Here is a 26,153-nt window from a genome sequence, read left to right on the forward strand (position 1 = left end):
AAGGTCGGCTGGAGGTCGGCTTCAGGCATCGGCGGACTCACCTTGGAGGCCGGACTCCTCCTGGACGTCGGCCAGTTCGGCGACGAGGGTGCGGCGCAGGATCTTCCCCGTCGCCGTGCGCGGGAGTTCGGGGCGGAAGACGACCGCGTCGGGGGTCTTGGCGGAGCGCAGCCGCTGTCGGGCGAAGGCGCGGATCTCCTCGGGGTCCCCGGCGCCGACGAGCACGGCGACGAGCCGCTGCCCCCACTCGGGGTCGGGCAGCCCGAGGACGGCGGCCTCCTCGATGCCGGGGTGGCGCAGCAGGACGTCCTCGATCTCGGCGGGCGCGATGTTCTCGCCGCCCCGGATGATCGTGTCGTCCGCGCGCCCCTCGACGAACAGGTACCCGTCCGCGTCGAGCCGCCCCCGGTCCCGCGTCGCGAACCAGCCCTCGGCGTCGAGGCCGCCCGCCCCCTCGTACTCACCGGAGATCTGCTCCCCGCGCACGAACACGAGCCCGCTCGCGCCGGATTCGAGGGGTACGCCGCCCTCGTCGCGGATCTGGACCTCGACGCCGGGCAGCGGCTGACCGACGGACCCCAACCGGGCCCGGACCGAGGGGTCTTCATCAGTGAGCGCTCTGCGGTGGTCGTCCGGTCCGAGCACGCACAGGGACGACGAGGTCTCGGTGAGCCCGTACGCGCCGACGAACCCGGCGCCGGAAAAGCGCCGCAGGGCCCGCTCCAGGACCGGGCGCGGACAGCGGGCGCCGCCGTAGGCGAGGCTGCGCAGGGTCGGTACGTCGGCGGGCGTGTCGTCGGCGGTCAGGCGGGCGAGCATCGTCGGGACGACCATGGCGTGCGTGACGCCCTCGCGTTTGACCATCGCGAGCCAGCCCTCGGCGTCGAAGTCGGGCAGGTAGACGATGCGGCGCCCCGCGTACAGGTTGGTGAGGAGGTTCATCAACCCGGCGACGTGGTAGGGCGGGAGCGCGACGAGCGAGGCGTCCGCCGGGTCCGCCGAGCCGAACTCCTGGGTGTTGAAGACGTAGGCGAGGAGGTGGCGGTGGCGCAGGAGGGCGGCCTTGGGGGCGGCGGTGGTGCCGCTGGTGTAGAGGGTGACGGCGGTGGCGTCGCGGTCGTCGGGGACGGGGCGGAGCCCGGGGTCGCCGGCCGGGTCGAGGAGGGTGTCGAGGTCGTCCTCGGTGAGGAGCAGGGCGCCCGGATGCCGGTCGATCAGTTCGGCCAACTGGTGCTCGGAGAGGCGGTAGTTGAGCGGGACGAACGGGACTCCGGCGAGGGCGGCGCCGAACAGGGCGACCGGGTAGGCGAGGTGGCTGCGGCCTAGGTAGAGGACCGCCGGGCGGTCACGGAAGCGGGCTGCCGCGTGGTGGGCGAGGCGCCGGAGGCCGGCGGCCGAGAGGGTCCGTCCGCCCTCGGTGACCGCCGGCCGGTCCCCCGCCGAGGCGGCCATTTCCAGGATCACGGCTATGTTCATGAGAATGCCATTCTCATACACTCAGAGCCTCACTCGCAAGAGAGGGGAACTTCTGTGCAGATCGAGGGTGTCGCGGCGCTGGTCGTGGGCGGCGCGGGCGGACTGGGCGAGGCGACGGTACGGCGGCTGCACGCGGCGGGCGCGCGCATCGTCGTCGCGGACCTCGCCGACGCGAAGGGCAAGGAGCTGGAGTCGGAGTTGGGGGTGCGGTACGTCCGGACCGACGCGACCGACGCGGACTCGGTCGGCGCCGCCGTCGAAGAGGCGTCTTCCCTGGGCGAGTTGAGGATCGCCGTCGACTGCCACGGCGGTCGCGCCAGCGGCGGCCGGCTGGTCGGCAGGGACGGGTCACCGATGGACCTCGCCGGGTTCCGCACGACCGTCGACGTGTATCTGACCGGCGTCTTCAACGTCCTGCGGCTGGCCGCCGCCACGATCGCCCGCACCGAGCCGTACGGCGACGACGGAGGGCGCGGTGTCGTCGTCATGACCTCGTCCATCGCCGCGTACGAGGGGCAGATCGGCCAACTCCCGTACGCCGCCGCCAAGGGTGGGGTCAGTGCGATGACCCTCGTCGCCGCGCGTGACCTGTCGCCGCTCGGGGTGCGGGTGGTGTCGGTGGCGCCGGGGACCGTGCTGACGCCCGCGTACGGGAAGGCGGCGGACCAGCTGGAGGCGTACTGGGGGCCTCAGGTGCCCCACCCTCGGCGGATGGGGCGGCCGTCGGAGTATGCGGCGCTGGTCCAGCATCTGTGCGAGAACGACTATCTGAATGGTGAAGTGGTGCGTCTGGACGGGGGGTTGAGGTTCCCGCCCAAGTGAGGCCGGCCCCCCTCTCAGGCGCCGTCGATCTCCTGGCGGGCCTTCGCCCACAGCCAGCCCGCGTACGCGTGCATCGCCTCGCCCATCCTGCTGTTCTGCTTCCCGGCGAGCGCGCGGGCGTGGCTGCCCTCCAGGAGGGCGGCGAGGCGGAAGCAGGCGAGGACCTGGTACCAGCGGAAGCCGGACACGTCCCTGCCGGTCAAGTCACCGTAGTGGGCGACGAGTTCGGCGCGTCCGGGCATGCCGTCCCAGGGCTGGAACTGGGGGTCGCTGCCGGGCGGATCGCCCTTCTCGCGCCACGCCGTGAGGATCCAGGCGAGGTCGAGGAGGGGGTCGCCGAGGGAGGCCATCTCCCAGTCGACGATCGCCGCGAGGCGGGGCGCGTCGTGGGCGAACATGACGTTGGCGAACTGGAGATCGCCGTGCACGATGCCCGTCGTCCCGCTCTGCGGGGTGTGCGCGGTGAGCCAGTCGGCGACCGTGTCGACCTCCGGTGACTCGGTCTCGCGGTAGCCGGGGGTGTCGCGGTAACCGTGCAGCACCTTCAGGTACTTGGGGGTCTGGCGGGCCAACCAGCCCTCCGGACGGCCGAGTTCACCGAGGCCGTGGGCGTACGGGTCGACCTGCGCGAGTTTCGCCGCGCCGTCGATGAACGCGAAGGCGACCGTGCGGCGCCAGTCGGGGTTCTCGGCGTAGGCGCCGGGGAGTTGCCCCCTCGGCATGAAGCCGTCGATCTTCTCCAGGACCGAGAAGGGGGCGCCGAGGATCTCCGGGTCCTGGACGCTGGCGTACAGGCGGGGGTGGGGGACGTCGGTGGCGGCGAGGGCCGCGAGGACGGCTCCTTCCCGGCGGAAGGCGTCGGAGGCGCCCGCTGCGAGGTGGCGGCCGGGGCGGCGCAGGACGAGTTCGGTGCCGTCCTCCCGTACGAGGGTGTGGAGTTGGTTCTGGGCGCCGCCCTTGAGGGGGTCCAGAGAGGTGACGTGTCCGGTGCCGGGGAGGCCGGCGAGGCCGGGCCAGGCGTTGAGGCGGGCGAGGTCGGGGCTCGACTCCTGTGCCGGGGTTGGGTGTTCGAGATCGGTCACCGGGTCCCGCCTTCCGTCGGTACGCGTGCCGTGCTGTCGAGGCTCGCGCTGGAGCCGCTCGCGCCGGGGCCGTTCACCAGGTCACCGCCGTCTCCGGCAGCCGGTCCGCGTACTTCGCGCGTGCCGCCGCCAGCCGTGTCGGCAGGTGCGCCGAGCCGAAGTACGGGTCGTCCGCCGGGGTCGCCTGTTTGAGCAACAGCCGGGCGACGACGTCCTGGTGGGCCTCGGTGGGGCCGTCGGCGACGCCCAGGGTGGGGCCGGAGAGCCACATCTTGACCAGGGGGAGTTCGTTGGAGACGCCGAGCGCGCCGTGGACGTGCAGGGCGCGGTAGGCGACGTCCACGAGGGTCTTCGGGGTGGCGACCTTGACGCCGGAGACGTGCAGCCGGGCCTCGCGGGCGTGGGTTCGGTCGCCGGTGCGGGCCGCGCGGTCCATCTGCCAGGCGGCGTGCAGGACTTGGAGGCGGAACTGTTCGATCTGGATCCAGGTGTCGGCGAGTTGGTGGCGTACCGCCTGCTGGCCGTCGAGGGGGCCGCCGCGTGTACGGCGGGACGCGATCCGTTCCGTCATCATCTCCAGCGCCTTTTTGCACTGGCCGACCGAGCGCATCGCGTGGTGCAGCCGGCCTCCGCCCAGGCGGGTCTGGGCGATGAGGAAGCCGCTGCCGGGTTCGCCGAGGAGGTTCTCGGCGGGGACGCGGCAGCCGGTGAAGCGCAGGTAGGCGTGGACGCCCTCGCCGAGGGGTTCGCCGCCCATGCCGGTGCCGCGCACCATCTCCATGCCGGGTGTCCCGGCCGGGACCAGGATCATCGAGGCGCCCTGGTGGACGGGGACGTCGGGGTCGGTGATCACCATCGCGATGACGAACGCGGCCAGCGGGTAGTTCGAGGCGAACCACTTCTCGCCGTCGATCACCCACTCCCCGCCGTCCCGTACGGCCCGGCACGTGAACCCGCCCGGGTCCGCTCCCCCGGTCGGCTCGGTCATCGCGAACGTCGACACGATCCGCCCGTCGAGCAGCGGCTCCAGGTACTCCTTGCGCTGTTCCTCGGTCGCGTAGTGCGCGAGGATCTCCGCGTTCCCCGAGTCCGGGGCCTGTGTGCCGAAGGCCATCGGGGCCCAACTGGAGCGGCCCAGTATCTCGTTGAGGAGCCCGAGCTTGACCTGTCCCATGCCCATGCCGCCGAGCGAGGGCGGCAGGTGCGCGGCCCACAGGCCCCGCGCGCGCACCTCGCGCTGGAGCGGGCGGACGACTTCGCGGAAGACCTCGCTGTCACGGTCGTAGGGGTCGGCGTTGCCCGGGAAGAGCACGTCGAGCGGCTCGATCTCCTCGCGGACGAACCCGGCGGCCCAGTCCAGCTTCTCCTGGAACTCGGCGTCGGTACTGAAGTCCCACATGACGCACCCTCCATCAGAATGGTGTTCTGACGCTAGCAGAATGACATTCTCACCACTAGAGCGGAGCCCTGGCCGCGCGAACCCTCGGCGCCCGCACCCCGGCGAGCAGGAAGCCGACCAGGTGCTCGACCTCGGCCGGGCCCGGGACCTCCTCGGTGAACAGCCAGTACTGGAGGGCGGATACGACCGATCCGGCGACCGTGCGCGCGGTGCGCAGCGGGTCGGCGGCGCCCAACTCGGCTGCGGGCTGGGCGAGGAGCGCGGCGAGGGCGTCGACGAGGCAGACCACGGTGGCCTGGCCGCCGTGCCCGTTCGCCAGAACCGCCCTGATCCGCCTCGCCTGTCCGGCGTCCGACGCCTGCCTGACCAGCGCGCCGAGCCCGGCTCTGAGCTGGGCCTCGGGGCCGTCGTCCGCAGCGCGTGCGACGCAGCGGCGGACCTGTTCGACGACCGCCCGCGCGCCGCGCTCCACGATGGCCTCGACCAGGGCGTCCTTGCTGCCGAAGCACCGGTAGAAGGCGTCGTTGGACGAACCCGCGGCGGCGACGATGTCGGCCACCCGGGGCCGGCCCTCCACCATCAGCGCGAGCCCGGCATCCATGAGCGCCTCGGCGCTCCTCCGGTCCACCGGGTTCAGAATGCTATTCTGCATACTTGAGAACCTTACTCTCACTCGGGAGAACGCTCCAGGAGGCGGGATGGGATACGCGGACAACCTCTTCGACCTCACCGGCCGGACCGTCCTCGTCACCGGCGGCAGCAGAGGGCTCGGGCGGGCGATGGCCTTCGGCGTCGCCCGCTGCGGGGCCGACGTCGTGATCGCCAGCCGGACGTACGACGCCTGCGCGGCGGTGGCGCGGGAGATCGAGGCCGGGACCGGGCGCGCGGCGCTCCCCCACGCCGTCCACCTCGGGCGGTGGGACGAGATTCCGGGGCTGGTGGACGCCGTCTACGAACGGTTCGGGCGGCTCGACGCGGTGATCAACAACGCCGGCATGAGTCCGGTGTACGGCGACCTCACCGCCGTATCGGAGAAGATGTTCGACTCCGTCCTGAACCTGAACCTCAAGGGGCCGTTCCGGCTGTCCGTGCTGGCGGGGGCGCGGATGCGTGCGGCCGGGGGCGGGGTGATCGTCAACGTCAGCTCGACCGGGTCGATCCGGCCGAGGCCCGCGATCGTGCCGTACGCCGCCGCGAAGGCCGCGCTCAACAGCATGACCGTCGGGCTCGCCCATGCGCTCGGGCCAAAGGTACGGGTCAACACGCTCATGTGCGGGCCGTTCGCGACCTGGGCCACGCGGGGGTGGCAGGACGATCCGGCGCGGCTCGCCGAGGGGGTGCGGCCGCACGCGCTCCAGCGGATCGGGGAGCCGCGCGAGGTCGTCGGGGCGGCGCTGTACCTGCTGTCGGACGCGGCGTCGTACACGACCGGGGCGACGCTGCGGGTGGACGGGGGAATGCCCTAGTCAACGGCTTGTGCGATCGTGTGATCACGGAACCATGGACGCCTGTTCGACATCCCAACAGGTGAACGGGGTCGGCGTACGGATCACATGGGAGCACAGCAGATGCATTGGCGGGTCAAGGGAGCGGCGGCGGCGCTCCTCGTCGCGAGCCTGGCGACAGGGTGTACGACCGAGTCCTCAGCGGTGTCGCGGCCGTCGGCGTCGCCGTCCGGGTCCAGCGCCGCGCCCTCCGCGAACCCCCGCGCCGCCGTCGAGGCCGCGTACCGCAAGTGGGGGCTGAAGCCGCTGGCCGAGGCGCCGGAGCCGCCCGCCGTGAAGCCGGTCGCGCTCAAGACGGGCGGCACGATACCGGTGATCAGCGAGATACCCACCAAGGAGAAGGTCGTCTTCCTGACCTTCGACGACGGGACCGAGCAGGATCCCCAATTCATCACCATGATGCGGGAGTTGAAGCTCCCCATCACGATGTTCCTCACGGACGCGGCGATCCGCTCGGACTACGGCTACTTCACGAAGCTCCAGGCCCTCGGCAACCCCGTCGAGAACCACACCCTGTCCCACCCCAACCTCCCCACGCTCGGCGCCGCCGCGCAGAAGGAGGAGATCTGCGGGCAGCAGGCCAGGCTCAAGGCCCACTACGGCACCGCGCCCCGCCTCTTCCGCCCGCCCTACGGCAACTGGAACGAGGCCACCCGCAGCGCCGCCGCGTCCTGCGGGCTCCAGGCGATCGTCCTGTGGCGCGAGTCCATGCAGATCAAGAACATGCAGTACCAGCTCCCCGGCAAGAAGCTGCGGCCCGGCGACATCATCCTCGCCCACTTCCGGGGGCCGTCCGAGCTGAAGGGGCGGACGATCACGCAGATGACGGTGAACATGCTGCGGCACATCGAGGAGCAGGGGTTCACGGTGGCGCGGCTGGAGGACTACCTCTAGCACCCTTGCCCGAAGTTTCCCCGGAGACTCCCCAGAAGCCCGGCGGGCGACCACACTGAAGTGGGCGGAACGATCGGGGGCGTCATGTGGGAGAGCGCTTCGGCCACGGGGCGAGTGCGGGACGTACGGCTGGACGTCGCGCCCGACCCCGAACTCGAACCGGAGGCCGCCGAACGGCTGTTGCGCCGGCTGCGGGCCGAACTCGACGAACTGGACGTCGAGTCGGTCCGGTTCGCGCCCGGCGCCGCCCCTCCCGAGGGCGCCAAGGGCGCGGACGCGGTGACGCTCGGCGCGATCGTCGTGGCGCTCAGCGCGCCCGGCGGGGTGTTCACCTCGCTCATCGGCACCGTGCAGGACTGGCTGAACCGCTCCGCCGCCCGGCACCGGGTGACGGTCACCGTCGACGGCGACACGATCGAGCTGGAGGCCGCGACCGACGCCGAACGCCGGGCGCTGGTCGAGGCGTTCGTCCGCCGGCACTCCGGCTCGGGGCGGTGAGGGGGCGTGGGGCGCCGGCTCGCGCTGCTCGTCGCGACGTACGACCACGAGGACGCCACGCTGCGGCAGTTGGCCTCGCCCGCGCACGACGCGGAGGCGCTCGCCGAGGTGCTGCGGGACCCGGACATCGCCGGGTTCGAGGTCACCACGCTCGTCAACGAGCCGTACCACCGCGTCGGTTCGGCGATCAGCGAGCTGTACCGCGACCGGCGCCGCGACGACCTCACGCTGCTGTACTTCACCGGGCACGGCCTCAAGGACGACCACGGCCGGCTCTACCTCGCCACCACCGACACCCGGCACGACAGCCTGCTGTTCACCGCCCTGTCCGCCGAGCAGATCGACCAGGCGATGGAGGGCTGCGCGTCCCGGCGGATGGTGCTGATCCTCGACTGCTGCTACAGCGGCGCGTTCCCCGCGCGCACCAAGGGCGACACCGAGGTGCACGCGCTGGAGCGGTTCCAGGGGCGCGGGCGTACGGTCCTCACCGCCTCCGACTCCACGCAGTACTCCTTCGACGGCGAGCGCGCGCAGGGGCAGGCCGCGCAGTCGGTGTTCACCCGCTACCTCGTGGAAGGGCTGCGCGACGGCAGCGCCGATCTCGACGGCGACGGCGACATCACCCTCGACGAGCTGTACGGGTACGTCCACGACCGGGTCGTCGAGGCGATGCCTCAGCAGCGGCCCAAGAAGCAGGACGACGTCGAGGGCCGGATCGTCATCGCGCACAACGTCAACTGGAGCCTTCCCCGGCATCTGCGCAACGCCCTCGCGAGTCCGATGGTCGGCGACCGGCTGGGGGCGCTGGAGGGGCTCACGCATCTGCACCGGATCGGGAACGCGGTGGTGCGGGCGGCTGCGCTGGAGGAGGTGCGGCGGTTGGTGGACGATGACAGCAAGCAGGTGTCGGGGGCGGCGGTGATGCGGCTGGCGTCGCTGACGCCGCGACCGGCTCCGCCGTCGGCGCCATCGCCGGTGCCCCCGTCGGCGCCATCCCCGGTGCCCTCGTCGGTGCCGCCGCCGACGCCATCCCCGGCCCCGGCCTCGGCCCCGGAACAACCGGCCTCGGCTTCGGTGCCGACACCCGATGTACCTCGGCTCCGGGAACCGGACACGGCACCTGCCCCGGCTCCGGAAGCGCCCCGGCCCGCGCAGCCGGACACACCACCGGCACCGCCTCGGGACACACCCCGGCTCCGGGAACCGGACGTGCCGCAGGCGCCGGCTCCTCGGACGCATCGGCCCACGGCTGCGGAAGCCCTGCCGGTTCCGCAAGCTCCTCCCGGGCCGGAAACGCCGTCGGCATCGGAAGCGCCTCGGCCCCCGGCCGCCGCCCCCGCCGAGACCCCGGCCTCCGTCCCCGCCCAGTTCCCCCGCACCACCCCCGTCCCTCCCCGGCCCACCGCCCCTCCCTCGCCCCGCTCCCGCGCCGCCGCCACGCCCTCGCTCCCCCGTCCGCCCCGCAGACCCGCCCTCTCCACCCGCGTCAAGGTCCTCGTCGCCGCCGTGGTGCTGGCCGTGGGCGTGGCCGTTCCCGTGACTCTGGCGTATCTGGGGGAGAAGGGCGGCGACAAGGATTCGGCCGGTTCCTTCCAGGTGGCCGGCCCGACCCTGCGCGCGTCCGTCACCGACGCGGGCTCCTCGGCCGTGTTCAGCCCGGACGGCACGCTGATCGCGGCGACCGGCGACACGGGCGTACAGCTGTTGCGCGCGGCGGACGCGGGGACCGTCACGACGCTTCCCCATCAGGGGTACCCGCTGTTCAGCCCGGCCGGGGGTCTCCTGGCCACGGTCGACAGGGACAGCGCCGCCAAGGCGACGGTCCAGGTGCGGAACCTGGCCACGAACGGCACGATCGACATCCTCACCGGAGCCCCGGGCAGCGTCATGATGGCGTTCAGTCCCCGCGGCGACCTCCTCGCGACAGCCGCCGGTCTCGCCGCCAACCAGGACTACGGCAACCCGATCCGCCTGTGGAACACGGCCACGGGCAAGCTCGTCACCACCCTCACCGGTTTCGACAACGGCGTCCAGAGCATGCTCTTCACCCCGGACGGCAAGACGCTCGCGGCGGGCGCGGCGGGCGATCCCGGCACGGTGAAGATCTGGAACGTGACGACCGGCAAGGTCACCGCCACGCTCGCCACGGGGTACGTGATCGCCCTGAGCCCGGACGGCAGGACGCTCGCCACCAGCAGCGAGTTCACCGCCGACCACAAGGCGAGCCTGTGGGACATCACCACCGGGAAGCGCCTCGCCGCGCTCTCCACGGCCCGCCCCCTCGGTTTCAGCGGCGACGGCAAACTCCTCGCGCTCATGGACGCCAGGAACACGGTCGAGCTCTGGCGGATCTCCAACCGCGCCCGCGAGCAGCTCTTCACCGGCATCACCACAGCGCGGTTCGGCCCCTCCGGAGAACGCCTCGCCCTCGTCTCCGACACCGGCACGGTCGACGTCGTCGACTACACCCGCCCCCTCATCACCCGCACCCTCCCCGCCCCCACCTCAACCGCCAGAATCCAGACAGCCGACTTCAGCCCGGACAGCACCACCCTCACAACGGCCTCCCAGAACAACACGGTCCAGGTCTGGCGGCTCAACTGGTCCACGTGGGTCTCCCCTTCCCCGTCCTGAGAACCCCGGAGCCCTGACGTAAGAGGTGTATTACGCTTGCACCACTTACTTCGGGAGGGGCTTTGTCTTTCAGGAACACGGTCGATGCCGTGGAAGCGTGGGTAGCCGGCTGGGTCGTCTCGCGCGGCGCCGCCGAACCGGAGCCTTCCCCTTGGGGTTTCACCATCGATGTCGGGCTCTCGACGCACGTCATGCGCCACGTCCTCACCACCGCCGACGAGACGACCGTCCGGAAGATCACGGAGAACACCAGCGCGCCGGGCGTGTGGTTGAAGGCGTTCGTGGAGCCGGAGGTGCTCGCTCCTTGGCTGGCGCCCGGCTGGTCCCTGGCGGGTGGGCCTGGATTTCTGATGTCCGCCGCGCTGCGGGCCTCGCGTACGGGGGTTCCCGCGGGCTATCGGCTGCGTACGTGGAGCCGTGCGGGGGTGGTCCACGCCCTGGTGCGGACCGCAGACGGCGCCTTCGCGGCGCGGGGGCAGATCGCCGTCACCGGTTCGACCGCCGTCGTCGACCAGGTGGAGACCGCCCCGGAGCATCAGCGACGCGGGCTGGGGCGCCTGGTGATGGGTTCGCTGGCCACGGCTGCGGTCCAACAGGGCGCCGCTGTCGGCGTGTTGGGCGCGACGCCGGAGGGGCGGGCCCTGTACGAGACGGCGGGATGGCGTGTCATGGCACCGTTGACCGGCGCCGTGCGGGAACCGAATGCGAGCGGGCCCTCTACATAGCCCCGTGTTCGCCCAGGCGGGGCGGGGGGCCGTACGCCGGTTCGTGGCCCGCCATGCGGATAGGGCTGCCGACCAACCGGTAAGGCCCCGCCTCTATCACCGCGTCCGCCGCGCCCGCCAGGGCCTCCGGGACGGTGCGTACGGCGCGGGCGGGGACCCTGAGGGGGCGGAGGCGGGATTCCCAGGAGGTGGCCGTGTCAGTGGCCAGGGCCTTCGTGACCACCGCGATCAACTCGTCGCGTTTTTCGGCACGTTCGGCCATCGTCGCGTAGCCCTCGATGCCCGCCTCGGTCGCGAAGGTGTGCCAGAAGCCGTCGTGGGTGATGAAGAGGGAAAGGTGGCCGTCGGCTGTGGGGAAGAGCTGGGCCGGGACGTAGTAGGCGTGGGCTCCGCCGAGACGGCGGGGCGGTCTGCCCTCGTTCAGCCAGGCGGAGGCGTGGTAGTTGAGCTGACTGAGCATCACATCCCGTAGGGAGACCTCTACTTGGCCGCCCTTCCCTGAGACCACCTGCGCCAAGAGTCCCAACGCCGCTGTCAGACCGGCCGAGTTGTCCGCCGAGGAGTAACCGGGAAGTTGAGGCGGGCCGTTCGGATCGCCGGTCAGGGACGCGATGCCGGTGGCCGCCTGGACGACGTAGTCGAACGCGGGATCGTCGCCCGCGTCCATGCCCCACCCCGTGAGGGCGACACAGACGAGCCGTTCGTTCCAGGCTTTCAGCGCCTCGTACGTCAGCCCGTACCGGCGTACGGCGGACGGCTTCAGGTTCACCAGCAACGCGTCGGCGCCGCGCACGAGTTCGTGGAGCCGGGCCTGTCCTTCGTCGCTCGCGAGGTCCACGCGCACCGACCGCTTGCCCCGGTTGAGGCTGGCGAAGTAGGCGGCGGAGACCTGCCGGGAGAGGTCACCGCCGGGCGGTTCCAGCTTGGTGACCTCGGCGCCGAGGTCGGCGAGGAGCATGGTCGCGTACGGCCCGGCGAGGATGTGGCCGACTTCGAGGATGCGCAGCCCGGCCAGGGGCCCGCTCATCGCAGGCCCGCCGCGATGGCCGCGACCGCGTCCCGTGTACGGAGTTTGGAGGCGACCAGTTCCTCCCGGCCGTGCCCGATCGGCAGGAGCCGTACGGAGAGGTCGGTGACGCCCGCGTCGGCGAACCGGCGGAAGCGTGCCGCGATGGCCTCCTCGTCGCCGGCGGCGCAGAGGTCGCCGACGTCGCGGGCGTCGCCGTACTCCAGCAGGCGCTGGTAGTTGGGGGAGACCTCGGCCTCGCCGAGGATGCGGTTGGCGCGTTCGCGGGCGGCGTCGACCTCGTGGGGCGCGCAGAGGCAGACGGGGATCCCGGCGACGACGCGGGGCGCCGAACGGCCCGCGGCTTCGGCGGACTTGGTGATGGTGGGGACGACATGCTCGCCGACCGCCCGCTCGTCGGCCATCCAGAGGATGGTCCCGTCGGTCGACTCCCCCGCAATCCGCAGCATCACGGGCCCCAGAGCGGCCATCAGCACCGGCAGTCCGGCGACGGGCGCGATGCTGAGCGGGTTGTGCACCCGGAAGTGCGCGTTCTCGACGTCGACCGAACTCCCCCCGGCGAGCCCGGCGTTGAGGACTTCGAGGTAGGACCGGGTGTAGGCGGCGGGTTTCTCGTACGGGATCCCCAGCATGTCCCGCACGATCCAGTGGTGCGAGGCCCCGACACCGAGCGCGAGTCTCCCGCCGGCCGCCGCCTGCGCGGACATCGCCTGCCGGGCCAGCGCGACGGGGTGCTGGGCGTGCACGGGCACGACCGCCGTCCCCAGCTCGATACGCGAAGTGCCTTGCCCCATCAGGGAGATGGCGGTGAGCGCGTCGAAGTCGGTCGGCACCTGCGGCACCCACACGGTGTCGAACCCGGCCTCCTCCGCCCACCGCGCGTCCTCGACCATCCGCTGCGCCTTGTACGCGGCGTCCCCGCGCTCGGGGCCGCTCATCACTCCGACTCGCATGTCACTCCTGTCCTGTGGTGAGGGCGCGTATGTCCGCCACGATGTCCTCCAGCGAGGTCCCGGTCGGATACACCCCGACGGCCCCGGCCTCCCGCAGCAGGTCGACGTCCCCGGCGGGGATGGTCCCCCCGACGACGACCGGGATGTCCTCGCCCCCGGCGGCGCGCAGGGCCGCCAACGTCCGCCGGGTGAGGGCAAGATGGGCCCCGGAGAGGATGGACAGCCCGACGAGGGCGACGTCCTCCTGTACGGCGGTGGCGGCGATGTCGTCGACGCGGTGCCGGATGCCGGTGAACACGACCTCGAACCCGGCGTCGCGCAGGCCGCGCGCGACGAGCTTGGCACCCCGGTCGTGCCCGTCAAGGCCGGGTTTGGCGACAAGTACGCGTACACGGCTCATCAGAACACCACCGGCTGCCGGAACTCGCCCCACACCTCGCGCAGCGCCCCGGCCATCTCCCCGACCGTGCAGTACGCGTTGGCGCAGTCGATCAGCGGCCCCATCAGATTGACGTCACTCAAGGCGGCCTGCTTCAACTCCGTGAGCCGCGCCCGTACTTCGGCGCTGCTGCGGTCGGCCTTGACCTGCGCGAGCCGCTTCAGCTGGCGTTCACGGCCGTCGGCGTCGAGTTCGTAGGTCGCGAGGTCGGGCGGCGGTTCCTCGACGGTGAACTTGTTGACGCCGACGACGGTCCGCTCCCCGGAGGTGACGGCCTGGTGGAGCCGCCAGGACTCGTCGGCGATGAGGGTCTGGAGGTAGCCGTCCTCGATGCACCGCACCATCCCGCCGTGCGCCTCCAGGTCGGCCATGATCTGCTCGACGCGTTCCTCGGTGGCGTCGGTGAGGGCCTCCACGAAGTACGAACCCCCCAGCGGATCGGCGACTTTGGTGACCCCGGTCTCGTGGGCCAGGATCTGCTGGGTGCGCAGCGCGAGCGTCGCGGACTCCTCGCTGGGCAGCGCGAAGGGCTCGTCCCAGGCGGCCGTGAACATGGACTGCACCCCGCCGAGGACGGACGCGAGCGCCTCGTAGGCGACGCGTACGGTGTTGTTGCGGGCCTGCGGCGCGTACAGCGAGGCCCCGCCGGCGACGCACCCGAAGCGGAACATGCACGCCTTGTCGGTCGTGGCCCCGAACCGGTCGCGCACGATGGTCGCCCAACGGCGGCGCCCGGCCCGGTATTTGGCGATCTCCTCGAAGAACTCTCCGTGGGTGTAGAAGAAGAAGGAGATCTGCGGTGCGAACTGATCGATCGTCATGCGCCCGCGTTCCAGGACGGTTTCGCAGTAGGTGACGCCGTCGGCGAGGGTGAACGCCATCTCCTGTACGGCGGTTGCGCCCGCGTCGCGGAAGTGCGCCCCGGCGACGGAGATCGCGTTGAAGCGGGGCACCTCGGCGGCGCAGAACTCGATGGTGTCGGCGATGAGCCGCAGGGAGGGTTCGGGCGGCCAGATCCAAGTCCCCCTGGACGCGTACTCCTTGAGGATGTCGTTCTGGATGGTCCCGGTGAGTTTCGCGCGCGGGATGCCGCGTTTCTCGGCGGCGGCGACGTAGAACGCGAGGAGGATCGCGGCGGTGCCGTTGATGGTGAAGCTGGTGCTGATCCGGTCGAGGGGGATCGTGTCGAAGAGGATCTCCGCGTCGGCGAGGGTGTCGACGGCGACGCCGACGCGGCCGACCTCGTCGGTGTACTCGGGGTCGTCGGAGTCGTAGCCGCACTGGGTGGGCAGGTCGAGGGCGACGGACAGGCCGGTGCCGCCCTGGTCGAGGAGGTAGCGGTAGCGGCGGTTGGACTCCTCGGGGGTGCCGAAGCCGGAGTACTGGCGCAGGGTCCAGGTGCGGCCCCGGTAGCCGGTGGGGTAATTGCCGCGTGTGAAGGGGAAGTTGCCCGGGTCGGGGGGTTCGAGGGGCCGGTCGGCGGGGCCGTAGACGGCCTTGAGGGGGATACCGGAGGCGGTCGTGGGATCGGTCATCGCAGCTGGTCCTTCAGCACCTTTCCGGTGGCGGTGAGCGGCAGTTCGGTACGGAACTCGATGTACCGGGGGACTTTGAAGCCCGCCATGCGCTCCTTCGCCCAGGCGATCAGCGCGGCCTCGGTGACCTCGGCGCGCGGGACGACGTACGCCTTGCCGACCTCGCCCATGCGGGCGTCGGGGACGCCGACGACGGCGACCTGGGCGACGGCGGGGTGGCGCAGCAGGTAGCCCTCGATCTCGGCGGGGTAGGCGTTGAAGCCGCCGACGACGAACATGTCCTTCTTGCGGCCGACGATCTTCAGGCGCCCTTCGGCGTCCAGCTCGCCCAAGTCGCCGGTGTGGAGCCAGCCTTGGGGGTCGATGGCGTCGGCGGTGGCCTTCGGGTCGTCGAGGTAGCCGCTCGTGACGGAGTAGCCGCGCACCAGGACTTCGCCGTCGTCGGCGATGCGCACCTCGACGCCCGCGCAGGGGCGGCCGACGGTGGTGGCGATCGCCTCGTAGGAGTCGCCGGGGCGGGAGGCGGTGACGGTGCCGGCCTCGGTGAGGCCGTAGCCGGTCATGAGGTGGGTGAAGGGGAGTTCGGTGGTGATGCGGCGGACGAGTTCGACGGGGATGTCCGCCGAGCCGGTCACCGCGACCCGCAGCGAGCCCAACTCCCGTGTGCGGCCTGCCTCCAGGAGGGAGTGGTAGAGGGTGGGCGGCCCGGGCAGGACCGTCACCTTCTCGCGTTCGACCAGTTCCAGGACCCGAGCCACGTCGAACACGGCGACCGGCAGCATGGTCGCGCCCCTCACGAGGGAGGCGACGATGCCCGCGTGCAGGCCGAAGATGTGGAAGAACGGGTTGACCATCAAGTACCGGTCCCCGGTGCGCAGTTGAGCGAGGTCGCACCACTCCGTGTACAGCCTCAGGATCTGCGCGTGGGTCGTCATGACGCCCTTGGGCCGCCCGGTCGTCCCCGAGGTGAAGATGATGTCGGCCAAGTCTCCGCCGTCGACCGGGAGTTCGAGCGGTGGACCGGAGGCGAGGAAGTCGTCCTTCCTGAGGTCGATCACCCGCACCCCGGGCGGCCCGGTGAACTCCCGTTCCAGGAAGCCGTTCTGGACGAGCAGCAGCCGCGCGCCGCTGCGTACGACGATGTCGTGGGCCTCCTCGTCGCGGAAGCGGGTGTTGACGGGGACGACGGCCGCGCCGGCGGCGAGGATGCCGAGGGCGGCGACGATCCACTCGGCGGAGTTGGGCGCCCACAGCGCGACCCGGTCGCCGGTCCGTACGCCCGCCGAGGCGAACGCCCCTGCCGTACGGGCGACTTGGTCGGCGAGGGCGGTGAAGGTGAGGCGCAGCTCGCCGTCGACGACGGCCTCGGCGTCGCCGTACGCGTCGGCGGCGAGCCGGACCAGTTCGGGGATGCTGCGGGCGGTGGTCATGCGTCGATCAGCCGGGCCAGGTTGCCGCCCATGATCTTCGCCTTGTCCTCCTCGGAGAGTTTCACGAGGTGGTCGACGTAGGTGACGGGGTCGGCGAGGCCCTCGGGGTGGGGGTAGTCGGAGCCGAACAGGACGCGCTCGATGCCGATGAGGTCGCCGAGGGCGGCCATGTCCTCCTCCCAGAAGGGGCTGATGTGGATGTTGCGGCGGAAGACCTGGACGGGGTCCTCCTGGAACTCGTGCGGCATCTTCTTGTGGACGTCGGCGAGGCGGGCGAGGACCGGTTCGACCCAGGAGGCGCCGTTCTCGATGACGGCGACCTTCAGCTCGGGGAAGCGGGAGAGCGCGCCGTGGCAGATCAGCGAGCTGACCGCGTCCTCGATCGGCCGCCACTCGTTGACCTGCCGGAACGCGTTGGGCTTGAACGGCAGGAACTCGCGCCGGTTGCCCTCCCAGTCGTTCGCGTAGTTCGCGTACCCGGAGTCCGAGGAGTGGAAGGCGACGAGGACGCCGGTCTCCACGACGCGCTTCCAGAAGGGGTCGAACTCGGGCAGCGCGAAGGAGCGGGTGCCGCCGTGGCCGGGGACGGGCGCGGGCCGGATGAGGATCGCGCGGGCGCCGCGCTCGACGACCCAGTTCAGCTCGGCTATCGCCTTGTCGACGACGGGGAGCGTGATGACGGGGACGGTGAAGATGCGGCCCTGGTAGGAGAAGCCCCAGGTCTCGTGGAGCCACTGGTTCAGGGCGTGGATGACCGCGTGGATCAACTCCGGGTCGTCCTTCATGCGTTCCTCGATGAGGCTCGCCAACGTGGGGAACATCAGGCTGCGTTGGATGCCCAGCTCGTCCATCAGGGCCAGGCGCGGGGCCGGTTCGCGGAAGGCGGGGATCGCGCGCATGGGTTCGCCGAAGATCTCCCGGCGGGTCTTGCCGGTCGGGTTGCCGACCTTGAAGTACTCCTCCATCGCGCCGGGGCGGGCCACGACGTCGAAGGTGGGGTTCGGGATGTACTCGCTGATCTGGCCCCGGATCGCGATCTTCGTGCGGCCCCGGACGGTGACGTACTCGATGGCCCCGTCGTACTCCTTGGGCAGGTAGCGGGTGAGCGCTTCCTGGGTCTCGTAGAGGTGGTTGTCCGCGTCGAAGAGCGGATAGGCGAGCGAACGCGAGGGCATGAGATCCTCCTTCACCGATTGGGAGAATCGTATTCTCACAAGGTGCCGGCCGCAATGCGCTCACGCAGGACGAACTTCTTCACCTTGCCGCTCGCGGTACGCGGGAACTCGTCGAGGGCATGGATCTCCTCGGGCCACTTCTGCCGCGCCAGCCCCGCCCGTTCGAAGTGCAGCCGCACTTCCGCGAGGCCCGGCGCGGACCAGCCGGCGCGCATCCGCAGCACGGCCGCCGCGCGTTCCCCGAGGCGTACGTCGGGCGCCGCGACGACCGCCGCCTCGGCCACGCCGTCCAGCGCGAGGAGGACCTCCTCGACCTCCAGGGCACTGATGTTCTCGCCGCCCCGGATGATGACGTCCGCCTTGCGGCCGGTGATGGCGAGCCAACCGTCGGGGTCCAACTCCCCCAGATCTCCGGTGCGGTACCAGCCGTCCGGGGTGAACGCGGCCCGGGTCAGGGCCGGATCGGTGTAGCCGAGGCACAGGTCGGGGCCCCGGGTGAGGATCTCGCCGTCCGCCGCGAGCCTCAGCTCGACGCCGGGCAGCGGGAGTCCGTCCGTGTGCAGGCGCTTGGCCGCCGGGCCGTCGTACGGGGTGCAGGTGACCGAGGGGTGCTCGGTGGAGCCGTACGCTCGGAAGACCGTGATGCCCAGGGACTCCAGGCGGGTCGTGACGGCCGAGGAGACCGAAGCGCCGCCCAGGCCCGCGTACTTGAGGTGGGCGATGTGGGCGGGGGTGCAGTCGGGATGGTCCAGGAGGCTCGTCATGTAGTACGTCGCGCCGCCGCCGACCGTGAGGCCCTCGGCCCGCATCAGGGCGAGCGCCTGGGCCGGGTTCCAGGTGTCGCCGAGATGGACGGGGGTGCCGTCGAGGACGGGGATCAGGAAGGCGTTCACCATGCCGATGAAGTGGCCGACCGGGGCGACGGTGAACTGCCGTCCCCGGTCGGGCGGGTAGCTCTCGGCGAGCTGGCGGGTCTCGTAGCCGAGGGTGCGGTGGCTGTGGACGACGCCCTTGGGGTCGCGGGTCGTGCCGGAGGTGAAGGCGATCAGGGCCGGGGCGGCGGGGTCGACGGGCCGGGTGCCCGACAGGGGCTCGTCGGCGAGGAGTTCGTCGAAGTCGCGGCCGACGACGCCGACCACGGGGACGTCCCGTACGAGGTGCGGATCGAACTCCAGGTGTCCGAAGCGCTCGGGGGCGAAGTACGCCTTCGGGCGGGTGGCGCGCAGGATGTAGCCGACCTCTTTGGGGCCGTAGAAGTGGACGATGGGGACGACGACCGCGCCGAGGAAGGCGGCGGCCCAGAACACGGCCGCCGCCTCCACCCAGTTGGGCAACTGCATGGCGATGGCGTCGCCTTGGCCCACGCCGCGCTCCTCCAGGCCGGCCGCGAGGCGGCGGGCGAGGGTCTCGGCCTCGGCGAACGTGCCCTGCCAGGGGCGGAGTTCGGAGTGGACGCGGAACTCTACGCCCGGCGCCTTGGCGAGCCCTTCGGTCAGGAGGTCGCCGAGGGTTTCGCGGGTCCACCAGCCGGATGCCTCGTAGTGGGCGGCGAGTTCGGGCGGGACGGTGCGCAGGGCGTCCGGGGGAATCATCGTCATGACAGCTCCTCACGAGGGCCGTGTACGAGAATTGCACTCTCCCATGATGAGAAGGTAAGTTCCATACATGGCACGCGACCACGGCTTCCATCCGGTGCGGATCACCCGGATCGTCGACGAGACGCCGGATGTGCGCACATACGCCCTCGACGCCGACTTCCCTTACCGCGCAGGCCAGTTCCTCACGTTCAAGGCGTGCGGGACACTGCGCAGCTACTCGATGTCCAGCTCGCCCGACACCGACGGCGAACTGTGCGTGACCGTCAAGCGGGTGCCGGGCGGGCTGGTGTCGGGGTGGATGCACCGTGAGCTGAGGCCGGGCGACACGCTGTACGCGACGCGTCCCACCGGGGCGTTCTGCCTGCGCGAGGGGTCCGCCGGGCGGCCGTTGGTCGCGTACGCGGGCGGGAGCGGGATCACGCCGGTGTTCTCGCTGGTGAAGAGCGCGCTGGCGACAACCGCGAGGCCGGTGCGGATCCTGACGGCGCATCAGAGCCGGGCGGCCTCGATCTTCGAGCCGGGCCTCGCCGAACTGGCCGGACGGCATCCCCAACGGCTCGATGTCCTGCGGCACTTGGACGACCGGGACGGGCTGGTCACCGAGGACGAGGTCCGCCGGCTGGCCGATCCCGGCGCCGATCACTACCTGTGCGGGCCCGAGCCGTTCATGACGCTGGTCGAGAAGGTGTTGCTGGCGGCGGGAGTCGAGGCCGGGCGGATCTTCGTGGAGCGGTTCGCCACGGCATCGAGCACCGTATCCGCTCCGGCCGCCCCCGACACCGGTTCCGTCACCGTCGTCCTGCGCGGGGAGCGCCGCAGCGTCCCCCGGCGGCCCGGCGAGACGCTGTTGCAGAGTGCGCGGCGGGCCGGGTTCATGCCGCCGTTCTCCTGCGAGGCCGGGGACTGCGCCACGTGCATGGCGCGGCTCACGGCGGGGGAGGTCAAGATGCGGGTGAACAACGCGCTGGACGCCGACGAGGTCGAGGAGGGCTGGGTGCTGACGTGCCAGGCCGAACCGACCACCTCCGACGTCACCGTGGAGTACGAGGACTGACATCCCTGGGAGCATCCGCCGAACGACCGGAAGGCCGCGCATGGTTGAGCTGGAACTCCAGGACGGACTGGCCGTCGTCACCATCGACCGCCCGCACGCCCGCAACGCCATCGACCCCGCCACCATGGGCGAACTGGAGAAGGCGCTCGACGCGGCCGAGGGCGCGCACGCGCTGGTGGTGACCGGCGCCGGGGAGAAGGCGTTCGTGTCCGGCGGGGACCTCAAGGAGCTGGCGAAGCTGAGGACCCTGGAGGAGGCGGCCGGGATGGCGCTGCGGATGCGGGCGCTGTGCGAGCGGATCGCCTTGTTCCCGGGACCCGTTGTGGCCGCGTTGAACGGGCACGCGTTCGGGGGCGGCGCGGAGGTCGCCGTCGCCGCCGACATCCGGGTCGCCGCCGACGACGTACGCATCGGGTTCAACCAGACCACGCTGGCGATCGTCCCCGCGTGGGGCGGCGCCGAGCGGCTCGCCCGACTCGTGGGGCCCGCGCGGGCGTTGCTGCTCGCCGGGACCGGGCGGATTCTGGGCGCGGTGGAGGCGGAGCGGCTCGGGCTGGTGGACGTCGTGCTGCCGCGCGGTGAATTCGCCGCCGGGTGGCGGGAGTTGGCGCTCTCGCTGGCCAACCCGCAGGCGGGGGAGATCAAGCGGCTGACGACCGGAGGGCGTACGCCTCGGGAGGCCGCCGGTGCCTTCGCGGAGCTGTGGGTGGCGGAGGAACACTGGGAAGCGGCGGAGAGGGTGATGTCCCGTGGGAAGTGACGTGCGCGTGACGGACGGGGAGTTCGGCCCCGAGGTGCGTCCCGAGGGGACGCTCGCCGGGCATACGCTGCTGTGTCTGCACGGCGATCCCCGGCTCGGCGGCACTCCGCAGGACGCGCTGCCGACCGCGCGGGAGCTGGCGCGGCGTACCGGGTTCACGGTCGTGTGCGCGCGGTACCGGCCCCGGTTCCCGCAGGCCGTGGACGATGTGTACGCCGCGTGGGAGCACTGCCATGCGCGGGGGCCGGTGGCGGTCGTCGGGAAGCGGCTCGGCGGGACGCTGGCGGCGTCCCTGCTGCTGAGGCTGCGCGACGAGGGGGCCACGCCGCCCACCTGTGCCGTGCTGACCTCGCCGCTGCTGGACTTCACGCTGGACGCGCCGAGTCTGCTGTTCAACGCGGCGGCCGACCGGACGGTGGATGCGGAGACGCTGCGGCTGCGCGCCCTCGCGTACGTCGGGACGGCCTCTCGCACCGACCCGCTGCTCAGTCCCCTGCACGGCAATCTGCACGGGCTTCCGCCGGTCCAGCTGCACGCGGCGGGCACGGAGGTCCTCCTCGACGACACCCTGTCCTTCGCGACGCGGGCCGCGCATTCGGGGGTCGCCGTGGACGTACGGATCTATGAGGACGCGTCGGCTCAGGGGATGCGGCAGGTGGAGGCGGCGGCGGAGTTCCTGCGGGGGTGGTGCGGGTCGGAGAAGGTGGGGGCGGCGGGGGGCTGAGACGGCCCCCTCACCCCTTCACCCCGCCCTCCTCGACCCCCCGGAAGAAGAACCGCTGGAGCCCGAAGAAGAACACCAGCACCGGTGCCACGGCGACGATCGTGCCGGCCGCCACCACCCGGGGGTTGTCGAAGAACGTGCCCCGCAGCGCGTTGAGGCCGACGGTCAGCGTGTACTTGTCCTGGTCCGAGAGGACGATCAGCGGCCACAGGAAGTCGTTCCAGGAGCCGACGAACGCGAAGATCGCCACGACCGCCATCGCCCCCTTGACCTGCGGTACACAGATCAGCGCGAACCGTTTCCACACGTTCGCCCCGTCGATGACGGCCGCCTCCTCCAGGGCGACCGGCAGCGCGAGGAAGGCGTTGCGCATGAGCAGGACGTTGAGGGCGGCGACCGCTGTCGGCAGGGCCACGCCGAGCAGCGTGTCGTTGAGGCCGAGCGAGCGCATCAGCAGGAACTGCGCGACGATGACCGTCTCCCCCGGCACGAGCAGCGCGGCGACGAACACGGCAAGCGCGAGCCCGCGCCCCCGGAACCGCAGCCGCGCCAGCGCGAAGCCGGCGCAGGTCGCCCCGGCGACGTTCCCGGCGACCGAGATCAGCGCGACGATCGTGGAGTTGAGGAGGTAGCTCGGTACGGGGACCCTGCGTACGACCTCCTGGTAGTTGCCGAACGTCGGGTCGCTGGGGAGGAGCCTGGGCGGGCGCGTGTACAGGTCGTCCCCGGCGCCCTTGAAGGACAGGGAGAGTTGCCACAGGAACGGCCCGACGAGGATGACGAAGACGAGCACGAGCAGCGCGTACCGGACCCAGCGGTTCACTCCGCGTCCCCGTCCCGTCGCTGCATGCGCAGCTGAACGATCAGCAGCGCGAGCGTGATCACGAACATGACGACGCTGATCGCCGTCGCGTACCCGGTGTCCGCCGACAGCCCCGTCCCCTCCCGCTGGATGAGCATCGTCATCGTGATGTCCTTGCCGCCCGTCCCCCCGGTGTTCCCGGACAGCACGTACACCTCGCTGAACACCCGGAACGCGGCCACCGACGACAGCACCCCGACCAGCGCCATCGTGGACCGCACCCCGGGCACGGTCACCGACAGGAACCGCCGTACGGGTCCGGCGCCGTCGACGGACGCGGCGTCGTACAGGGCCGTCGGGATGTGGGCGAGGGCGGCGAGGTAGATGACCATGTAGTAGCCGACGCCGGTCCACACGGTCACGAACATCGCGCTGATCAGCAGCAGCCACCGGTCCGCGATGAACGGCACCGGTTTCGAGACCAACTCCAGCCACGACAGCGCCTCGTTGACGAGTCCCCGGCTGTCGAGGAGGTTGGTCCAGATCAGGCCGACGGCGACGGCGGACATGACGACCGGCGTGTAGAACGCGCTGCGGAACACGCCGATGAACCGGCCGGGCCCGCTGACGAGGGTCGCCAGCAGCAGGGGCAGCACGACCATGAACGGGACGACGCACACGACGTACAGGCTGGAGTTGAGCAGCGCCGTCCAGAACCGCGGATCGTCGCCCAGGCGCTGGTAGTTGTCGAGGCCGACGAACTGACCGCCGCGCACCATCGTCGCGTCGGTGAAGGACAGGACGACGGTGTTGAGGAAGGGGAAGAGGACGAAGACGGCGGTGACGGTGAGCCCGAGGGCGAGGAAGAGCCAGGGGGCGGACCACCAGCGGTGGGTACGCCCGGCGGCACCGGCCCCGGCTCGCCCCGCGTTCCCGGCACCGGCCCTCGCCTCCGTCATACCCCTCTCCGCGACGACCCGTGCCGTCACGCCCGGCGCAGCTTGTCGTTGCAGAAGGCCACCGTGTCGTCGAGGGCCTGCTTCGGCGACTTGTCGCCCTTGAGCGCGAGGGCGACCTGTTCGCGCAGTTCGTCGACCATGGCCTGGGAGAAGGCGGGCGGCCAGTGGACGACGGCCCGCCCGATCTGCGCGGCGGCCTCGACCCGGACACGGCCCTCGTCGGTGCCGTCGTCCTTCGTGAAGTACGGGTCGTCCAGGGTGTGTTGGGTGGCCGGGAAGATCGCCGCCCGGTGCGCGAAGGCTAGTTGGTTCGCCTTGTTCGTCGCGAACTTGGCGAAGGCCACGGCCGTGGCGGCGTTGCCGGTCTTCGAACTCACCGCGAGGGACTCGATGTACATGTTCGGCGCGGCGTTGGCGACGATGGGCCCGATGGCGACGCTCTTGTAGATGGCGGGGGCGTTCTTCTTGAAGTCGGCGAGGTTGTAGGCGCTGCCGGGGAGCCAACCGAGCTGCCCCGCCTTGAACTTGTCGACCTCGCCGACCTGCTTCTCGTTGAGGATGTCCTCGGTGAGCGCGCCGGAGTCGTACAACTTCTTGTAGCGGGTGAGGAGTTCGACGCCCTTGGCACTGTTGAAGGTGAACGCGGTGGCGTCCTTGTTCATCAGCTCGACGCCGTACGTCCCGAAGGTCTCGATGACCGGCGTGCGGCCGAGCATCGAGTAGGCGCCCTTCGCGGAGGCTGCCATCTTGTCGGCCTGGGTGAAGAGTTCGTCGTAGGTCTTCGGGAGGGTCTTCGGGTCGAGGCCCGCCTTGGTCATGAGGGCGGTGTTGAAGAAGGAGGGGCCGGTGTTGAGGTAGAAGGGGTAGCCGTAGGTGCCGCCGTCGATGCCGGGCCAGGTCATGGCGTTCCAGGCGGCCGGGAGGAAGTCGGCCTTCGCGGCGGGGTCGGCCTTGGCGATGTCGAGGAGCTTGCCGGCACCGGCGAGGGTGTAGCCGGCCTCGGGGCCGAGGTCCATGACATCGGGGAGCGTGCCGGCCGCGGCGTCGGCGGAGAGTTTCGCGGAGTAGCCGTCGGCGGGCTGGTCGATCCACTTCACCTTCGTACCGGGGTGTTCCTTCTCGAACGCGGCGACGAGGCCGGTGAAGTAGTCGGCGTAGTTGCCCTTGAGGTTCCAGGTCTGGAAGGTGATCGATCCGGTGACCTTGCCGCCGACCGGTCCGTCGGTGCCGCCGCCGGAGTCGTCCCCGCCGCCCACTCCGCATCCGGCCAGAACCAGGATCGCTCCCGCCATGCCGAGACGTCTCATCGTGCACTCCCTCGCGTCGATCGGTCGGTTCGGCGAGTTCCGGTGCGTTCACTGCCCCGGCGGATCGTGCCGGGGACGGCGAGAGCCGACACTAAGGCGCTTAAGTTGAGGGTGTCAACGGGTGGGACGGGGCGGGTGGATGGGGCTGACGAGCCGTCAACCCTCTTGATCTTGCGGCGAGTTGACACAGCGAGTGCTGGCGCGGGTCACCAACACCGGCACCAGTTCCGCCGGTTCCGTCGGCGGCTCCCCGTCCAGCAGGTTCAGCAGCCGCCGGGCGACGTCCGCGCCGAAGCCGACGGCGTCCCGGCGCAGGGCGGTGAGCGCGGGGCGCAGTGCCGTGCAGACCGGGGTGTCCTCCCAGACGACCACCGCGACGTCGTCCGGGATCCGCAGGGCGTGGCGGCGGACGACGTCCAGGCCGGCGACGGCCAGCACCTCGTTGTCGTAGATCAGGCCCGTGGGACGGGGGGTGGCGGTGAGCGCGGTCTCGGTCGCGCGCTCGCCGGCCGCTGCGGAGAAGTCCGTGGACAGGGTGCGAAGGCCGGCGAATCCCAGGTCGTGGCCGGTGCGTTCGAAGGATTCGATGCGGCGGTGCACGTGCAGCATGGCGGCGGTGCCGGAGAGGTAGGCGACGTGGTCGTGGCCGCGTTCGCGCAGGTGGCCCATGACGGCGCGCATCGCGGCGGCGTCGTCGACGGGTACGGAGGGCAGGTGGCCGCCGGGGTCGGGGCCGCCCGCGACGACGCCGGGCAGGCCGAGGGCGGCGACGGCGGCCGGGCGCGGGTCGTCCTGCCGCAGGTCGACGAGGACGACGCCGTCGACTCTTCGCTCGTGCCACCACTTCTGGTAGGTCGCGATCTCCTCGTCCACATCGGCTACCACCTGGAACAACAGTCCGTAGTGCCGACCGCTCAGCACGGTCTGCATGCCGGTCATCAGGCGGTGGAAGAAGAGTTCGGTGCCGACGTCCCGGGCGTCGCGGGCGACGACGAAGCCGACGGTGGAGGAGCCTGCGCCGGTGAGGGCGCGGGCGGCCGGGTGCGGGGTCCAGTCCAGCTCCTCGACGACCTCCAGGACGCGTCTGCGGGTGGCCTCGGAGACGCCGGGCCTGCCGTTCAGGGCGAAGGAGGCGGCGGCCTCGGATATCCCGCACCGCTCGGCGATGTCACGGAGGGTGGGGCGGCGGCCCTGGCCGGTCATGGAAACCTCGGTGTTCTGACGCCTGACGCTCGTGACTCATTGACCTGATACCTCGTCAACTGCCTCTTGCGGCGCACACTTTAGCGCTTTAGTGTCAGCTCTCGCCTAGAGCCTTTGTCGCATCCCTGGTCGGATCAGCGCACGTCGTCCGG

At 71.3% G+C, this 26,153-nt stretch carries 24 protein-coding genes; 9 read left to right on the plus strand and 15 right to left on the minus strand.

All coding sequences use genetic code 11. From position 1 onward, the window contains the following. Positions 1-21 precede the first annotated feature (21 nt). Positions 22-1,476 (minus strand): class I adenylate-forming enzyme family protein, encoded by a 1,455-nt coding sequence (locus ACLZOT_RS16445; protein ID WP_416969647.1) that lies wholly within the window; start codon positions 1,474-1,476, stop codon positions 22-24. A gap of 54 nt (positions 1,477-1,530) precedes the next feature. Here ACLZOT_RS16445 and ACLZOT_RS16450 point away from each other — a divergent pair, with 54 nt between their 5' ends. Continuing rightward, a complete protein-coding gene (locus ACLZOT_RS16450) occupies positions 1,531-2,298 on the plus strand; it encodes an SDR family oxidoreductase (protein ID WP_416969648.1) in 768 nt (255 codons plus the stop codon). A gap of 14 nt (positions 2,299-2,312) precedes the next feature. Here ACLZOT_RS16450 and ACLZOT_RS16455 read toward each other — a convergent pair whose 3' ends face one another. The 3 genes from ACLZOT_RS16455 to ACLZOT_RS16465 form a co-directional block, all read right to left on the minus strand. After that, the gene (locus tag ACLZOT_RS16455) at positions 2,313-3,380 is read right to left on the minus strand and encodes a phosphotransferase family protein (RefSeq protein ID WP_416969649.1); all 1,068 of its coding nucleotides are present in this window, start codon (positions 3,378-3,380) and stop codon (positions 2,313-2,315) included. A gap of 73 nt (positions 3,381-3,453) precedes the next feature. Next, positions 3,454-4,779 (minus strand): acyl-CoA dehydrogenase family protein, encoded by a 1,326-nt coding sequence (locus ACLZOT_RS16460; protein WP_416969650.1) that lies wholly within the window; start codon positions 4,777-4,779, stop codon positions 3,454-3,456. Positions 4,780-4,834: 55 nt separating this feature from the next. Next, positions 4,835-5,431: a TetR/AcrR family transcriptional regulator gene (locus ACLZOT_RS16465; RefSeq protein WP_416969651.1), complete on the minus strand. Its 597-nt coding sequence runs from the start codon at positions 5,429-5,431 to the stop codon at positions 4,835-4,837. A 46-nt stretch (positions 5,432-5,477) separates the two neighbouring features. On the opposite strand from ACLZOT_RS16465, the gene ACLZOT_RS16470 reads away from it, so the two are divergent. From ACLZOT_RS16470 to ACLZOT_RS16490, 5 genes are all read left to right on the plus strand, one after another. Next, entirely contained in the window at positions 5,478-6,245 is a 768-nt protein-coding gene (locus ACLZOT_RS16470; RefSeq protein WP_416969652.1) for an SDR family NAD(P)-dependent oxidoreductase, read from the plus strand. An 87-nt stretch (positions 6,246-6,332) separates the two neighbouring features. Further along, a complete protein-coding gene (locus ACLZOT_RS16475) occupies positions 6,333-7,178 on the plus strand; it encodes a polysaccharide deacetylase family protein (RefSeq protein WP_416969653.1) in 846 nt (281 codons plus the stop codon). Between the two features lie 84 nt (positions 7,179-7,262). Next, complete coding sequence (locus ACLZOT_RS16480; protein ID WP_416969654.1) at positions 7,263-7,676, plus strand: effector-associated constant component EACC1; 414 nt, start codon at positions 7,263-7,265, stop codon at positions 7,674-7,676. 6 nt (positions 7,677-7,682) lie between these two features. Beyond that, positions 7,683-10,310 carry a caspase, EACC1-associated type gene (locus ACLZOT_RS16485; protein ID WP_416969655.1) on the plus strand — a complete coding sequence of 876 codons (2,628 nt, stop codon included), beginning with the start codon at positions 7,683-7,685 and terminating at the stop codon, positions 10,308-10,310. Between the two features lie 89 nt (positions 10,311-10,399). Then, positions 10,400-11,035 (plus strand): GNAT family N-acetyltransferase, encoded by a 636-nt coding sequence (locus ACLZOT_RS16490; protein ID WP_416969656.1) that lies wholly within the window; start codon positions 10,400-10,402, stop codon positions 11,033-11,035. Here the strand turns inward: ACLZOT_RS16490 and ACLZOT_RS16495 are convergent. From ACLZOT_RS16495 to ACLZOT_RS16525, 7 genes are read right to left on the minus strand one after another with little or no spacing between them, the layout of a single operon-like run. Next, positions 11,028-12,062: a CaiB/BaiF CoA transferase family protein gene (locus ACLZOT_RS16495; RefSeq protein ID WP_416969657.1), complete on the minus strand. Its 1,035-nt coding sequence runs from the start codon at positions 12,060-12,062 to the stop codon at positions 11,028-11,030. The two genes, ACLZOT_RS16490 and ACLZOT_RS16495, sit on opposite strands and share 8 nt — an antisense overlap. After that, positions 12,059-13,015, minus strand: coding sequence for a TIGR03564 family F420-dependent LLM class oxidoreductase (locus tag ACLZOT_RS16500; protein WP_416969658.1), 957 nt, complete (start codon positions 13,013-13,015; stop codon positions 12,059-12,061). Before ACLZOT_RS16500 ends, ACLZOT_RS16495 begins: the two co-directional genes overlap by 4 nt. Position 13,016: 1 nt before the next feature. Next, positions 13,017-13,415, minus strand: a complete 399-nt coding sequence (locus ACLZOT_RS16505; protein ID WP_416969659.1) for a cobalamin B12-binding domain-containing protein — start codon at positions 13,413-13,415, stop codon at positions 13,017-13,019. Next, positions 13,415-14,989, minus strand: a complete 1,575-nt coding sequence (locus ACLZOT_RS16510) for a methylmalonyl-CoA mutase family protein (protein ID WP_416969660.1) — start codon at positions 14,987-14,989, stop codon at positions 13,415-13,417. Before ACLZOT_RS16510 ends, ACLZOT_RS16505 begins: the two co-directional genes overlap by 1 nt. Further along, a complete protein-coding gene (locus tag ACLZOT_RS16515; RefSeq protein ID WP_416969661.1) occupies positions 14,986-16,419 on the minus strand; it encodes a FadD3 family acyl-CoA ligase in 1,434 nt (477 codons plus the stop codon). Before ACLZOT_RS16515 ends, ACLZOT_RS16510 begins: the two co-directional genes overlap by 4 nt. Next, on the minus strand, positions 16,416-17,594 hold the full coding sequence (locus tag ACLZOT_RS16520) for an amidohydrolase family protein (protein WP_416969662.1): 1,179 nt from the start codon (positions 17,592-17,594) through the stop codon (positions 16,416-16,418). The genes ACLZOT_RS16515 and ACLZOT_RS16520 overlap by 4 nt, the downstream gene beginning before the upstream one ends. A gap of 35 nt (positions 17,595-17,629) precedes the next feature. Then, positions 17,630-19,192 carry an AMP-binding protein gene (locus ACLZOT_RS16525; RefSeq protein WP_416969663.1) on the minus strand — a complete coding sequence of 521 codons (1,563 nt, stop codon included), beginning with the start codon at positions 19,190-19,192 and terminating at the stop codon, positions 17,630-17,632. Positions 19,193-19,259: 67 nt separating this feature from the next. Here ACLZOT_RS16525 and ACLZOT_RS16530 point away from each other — a divergent pair, with 67 nt between their 5' ends. From ACLZOT_RS16530 to ACLZOT_RS16540, 3 genes are read left to right on the plus strand one after another with little or no spacing between them, the layout of a single operon-like run. Next, positions 19,260-20,246 carry a 2Fe-2S iron-sulfur cluster-binding protein gene (locus ACLZOT_RS16530; RefSeq protein ID WP_416969664.1) on the plus strand — a complete coding sequence of 329 codons (987 nt, stop codon included), beginning with the start codon at positions 19,260-19,262 and terminating at the stop codon, positions 20,244-20,246. 40 nt (positions 20,247-20,286) lie between these two features. After that, positions 20,287-21,006: an enoyl-CoA hydratase/isomerase family protein gene (locus ACLZOT_RS16535; protein ID WP_416969665.1), complete on the plus strand. Its 720-nt coding sequence runs from the start codon at positions 20,287-20,289 to the stop codon at positions 21,004-21,006. After that, positions 20,996-21,730 (plus strand): alpha/beta hydrolase fold domain-containing protein, encoded by a 735-nt coding sequence (locus tag ACLZOT_RS16540; protein ID WP_416969666.1) that lies wholly within the window; start codon positions 20,996-20,998, stop codon positions 21,728-21,730. Before ACLZOT_RS16535 ends, ACLZOT_RS16540 begins: the two co-directional genes overlap by 11 nt. Positions 21,731-21,740: 10 nt before the next feature. Here the strand turns inward: ACLZOT_RS16540 and ACLZOT_RS16545 are convergent, their stop codons facing one another. The 4 genes from ACLZOT_RS16545 to ACLZOT_RS16560 all read right to left on the minus strand — a co-directional run bounded on the left by ACLZOT_RS16545 (position 21,741) and on the right by ACLZOT_RS16560 (position 26,001). Beyond that, on the minus strand, positions 21,741-22,553 hold the full coding sequence (locus tag ACLZOT_RS16545) for a carbohydrate ABC transporter permease (protein WP_416969667.1): 813 nt from the start codon (positions 22,551-22,553) through the stop codon (positions 21,741-21,743). Then, positions 22,550-23,491, minus strand: coding sequence for a carbohydrate ABC transporter permease (locus tag ACLZOT_RS16550; RefSeq protein ID WP_416969668.1), 942 nt, complete (start codon positions 23,489-23,491; stop codon positions 22,550-22,552). Before ACLZOT_RS16550 ends, ACLZOT_RS16545 begins: the two co-directional genes overlap by 4 nt. 26 nt (positions 23,492-23,517) lie before the next feature. Continuing rightward, the gene (locus tag ACLZOT_RS16555; RefSeq protein ID WP_416969669.1) at positions 23,518-24,798 is read right to left on the minus strand and encodes an ABC transporter substrate-binding protein; all 1,281 of its coding nucleotides are present in this window, start codon (positions 24,796-24,798) and stop codon (positions 23,518-23,520) included. A gap of 156 nt (positions 24,799-24,954) precedes the next feature. After that, positions 24,955-26,001: a LacI family DNA-binding transcriptional regulator gene (locus tag ACLZOT_RS16560; protein WP_416969670.1), complete on the minus strand. Its 1,047-nt coding sequence runs from the start codon at positions 25,999-26,001 to the stop codon at positions 24,955-24,957. Positions 26,002-26,153 lie beyond the last annotated feature (152 nt).

Origin of the sequence: Streptomyces sp. 4F14, assembly GCF_048159485.1 — a bacterium.
Taxonomy (GTDB): Bacteria; Actinomycetota; Actinomycetes; order Streptomycetales; family Streptomycetaceae; genus Streptomyces.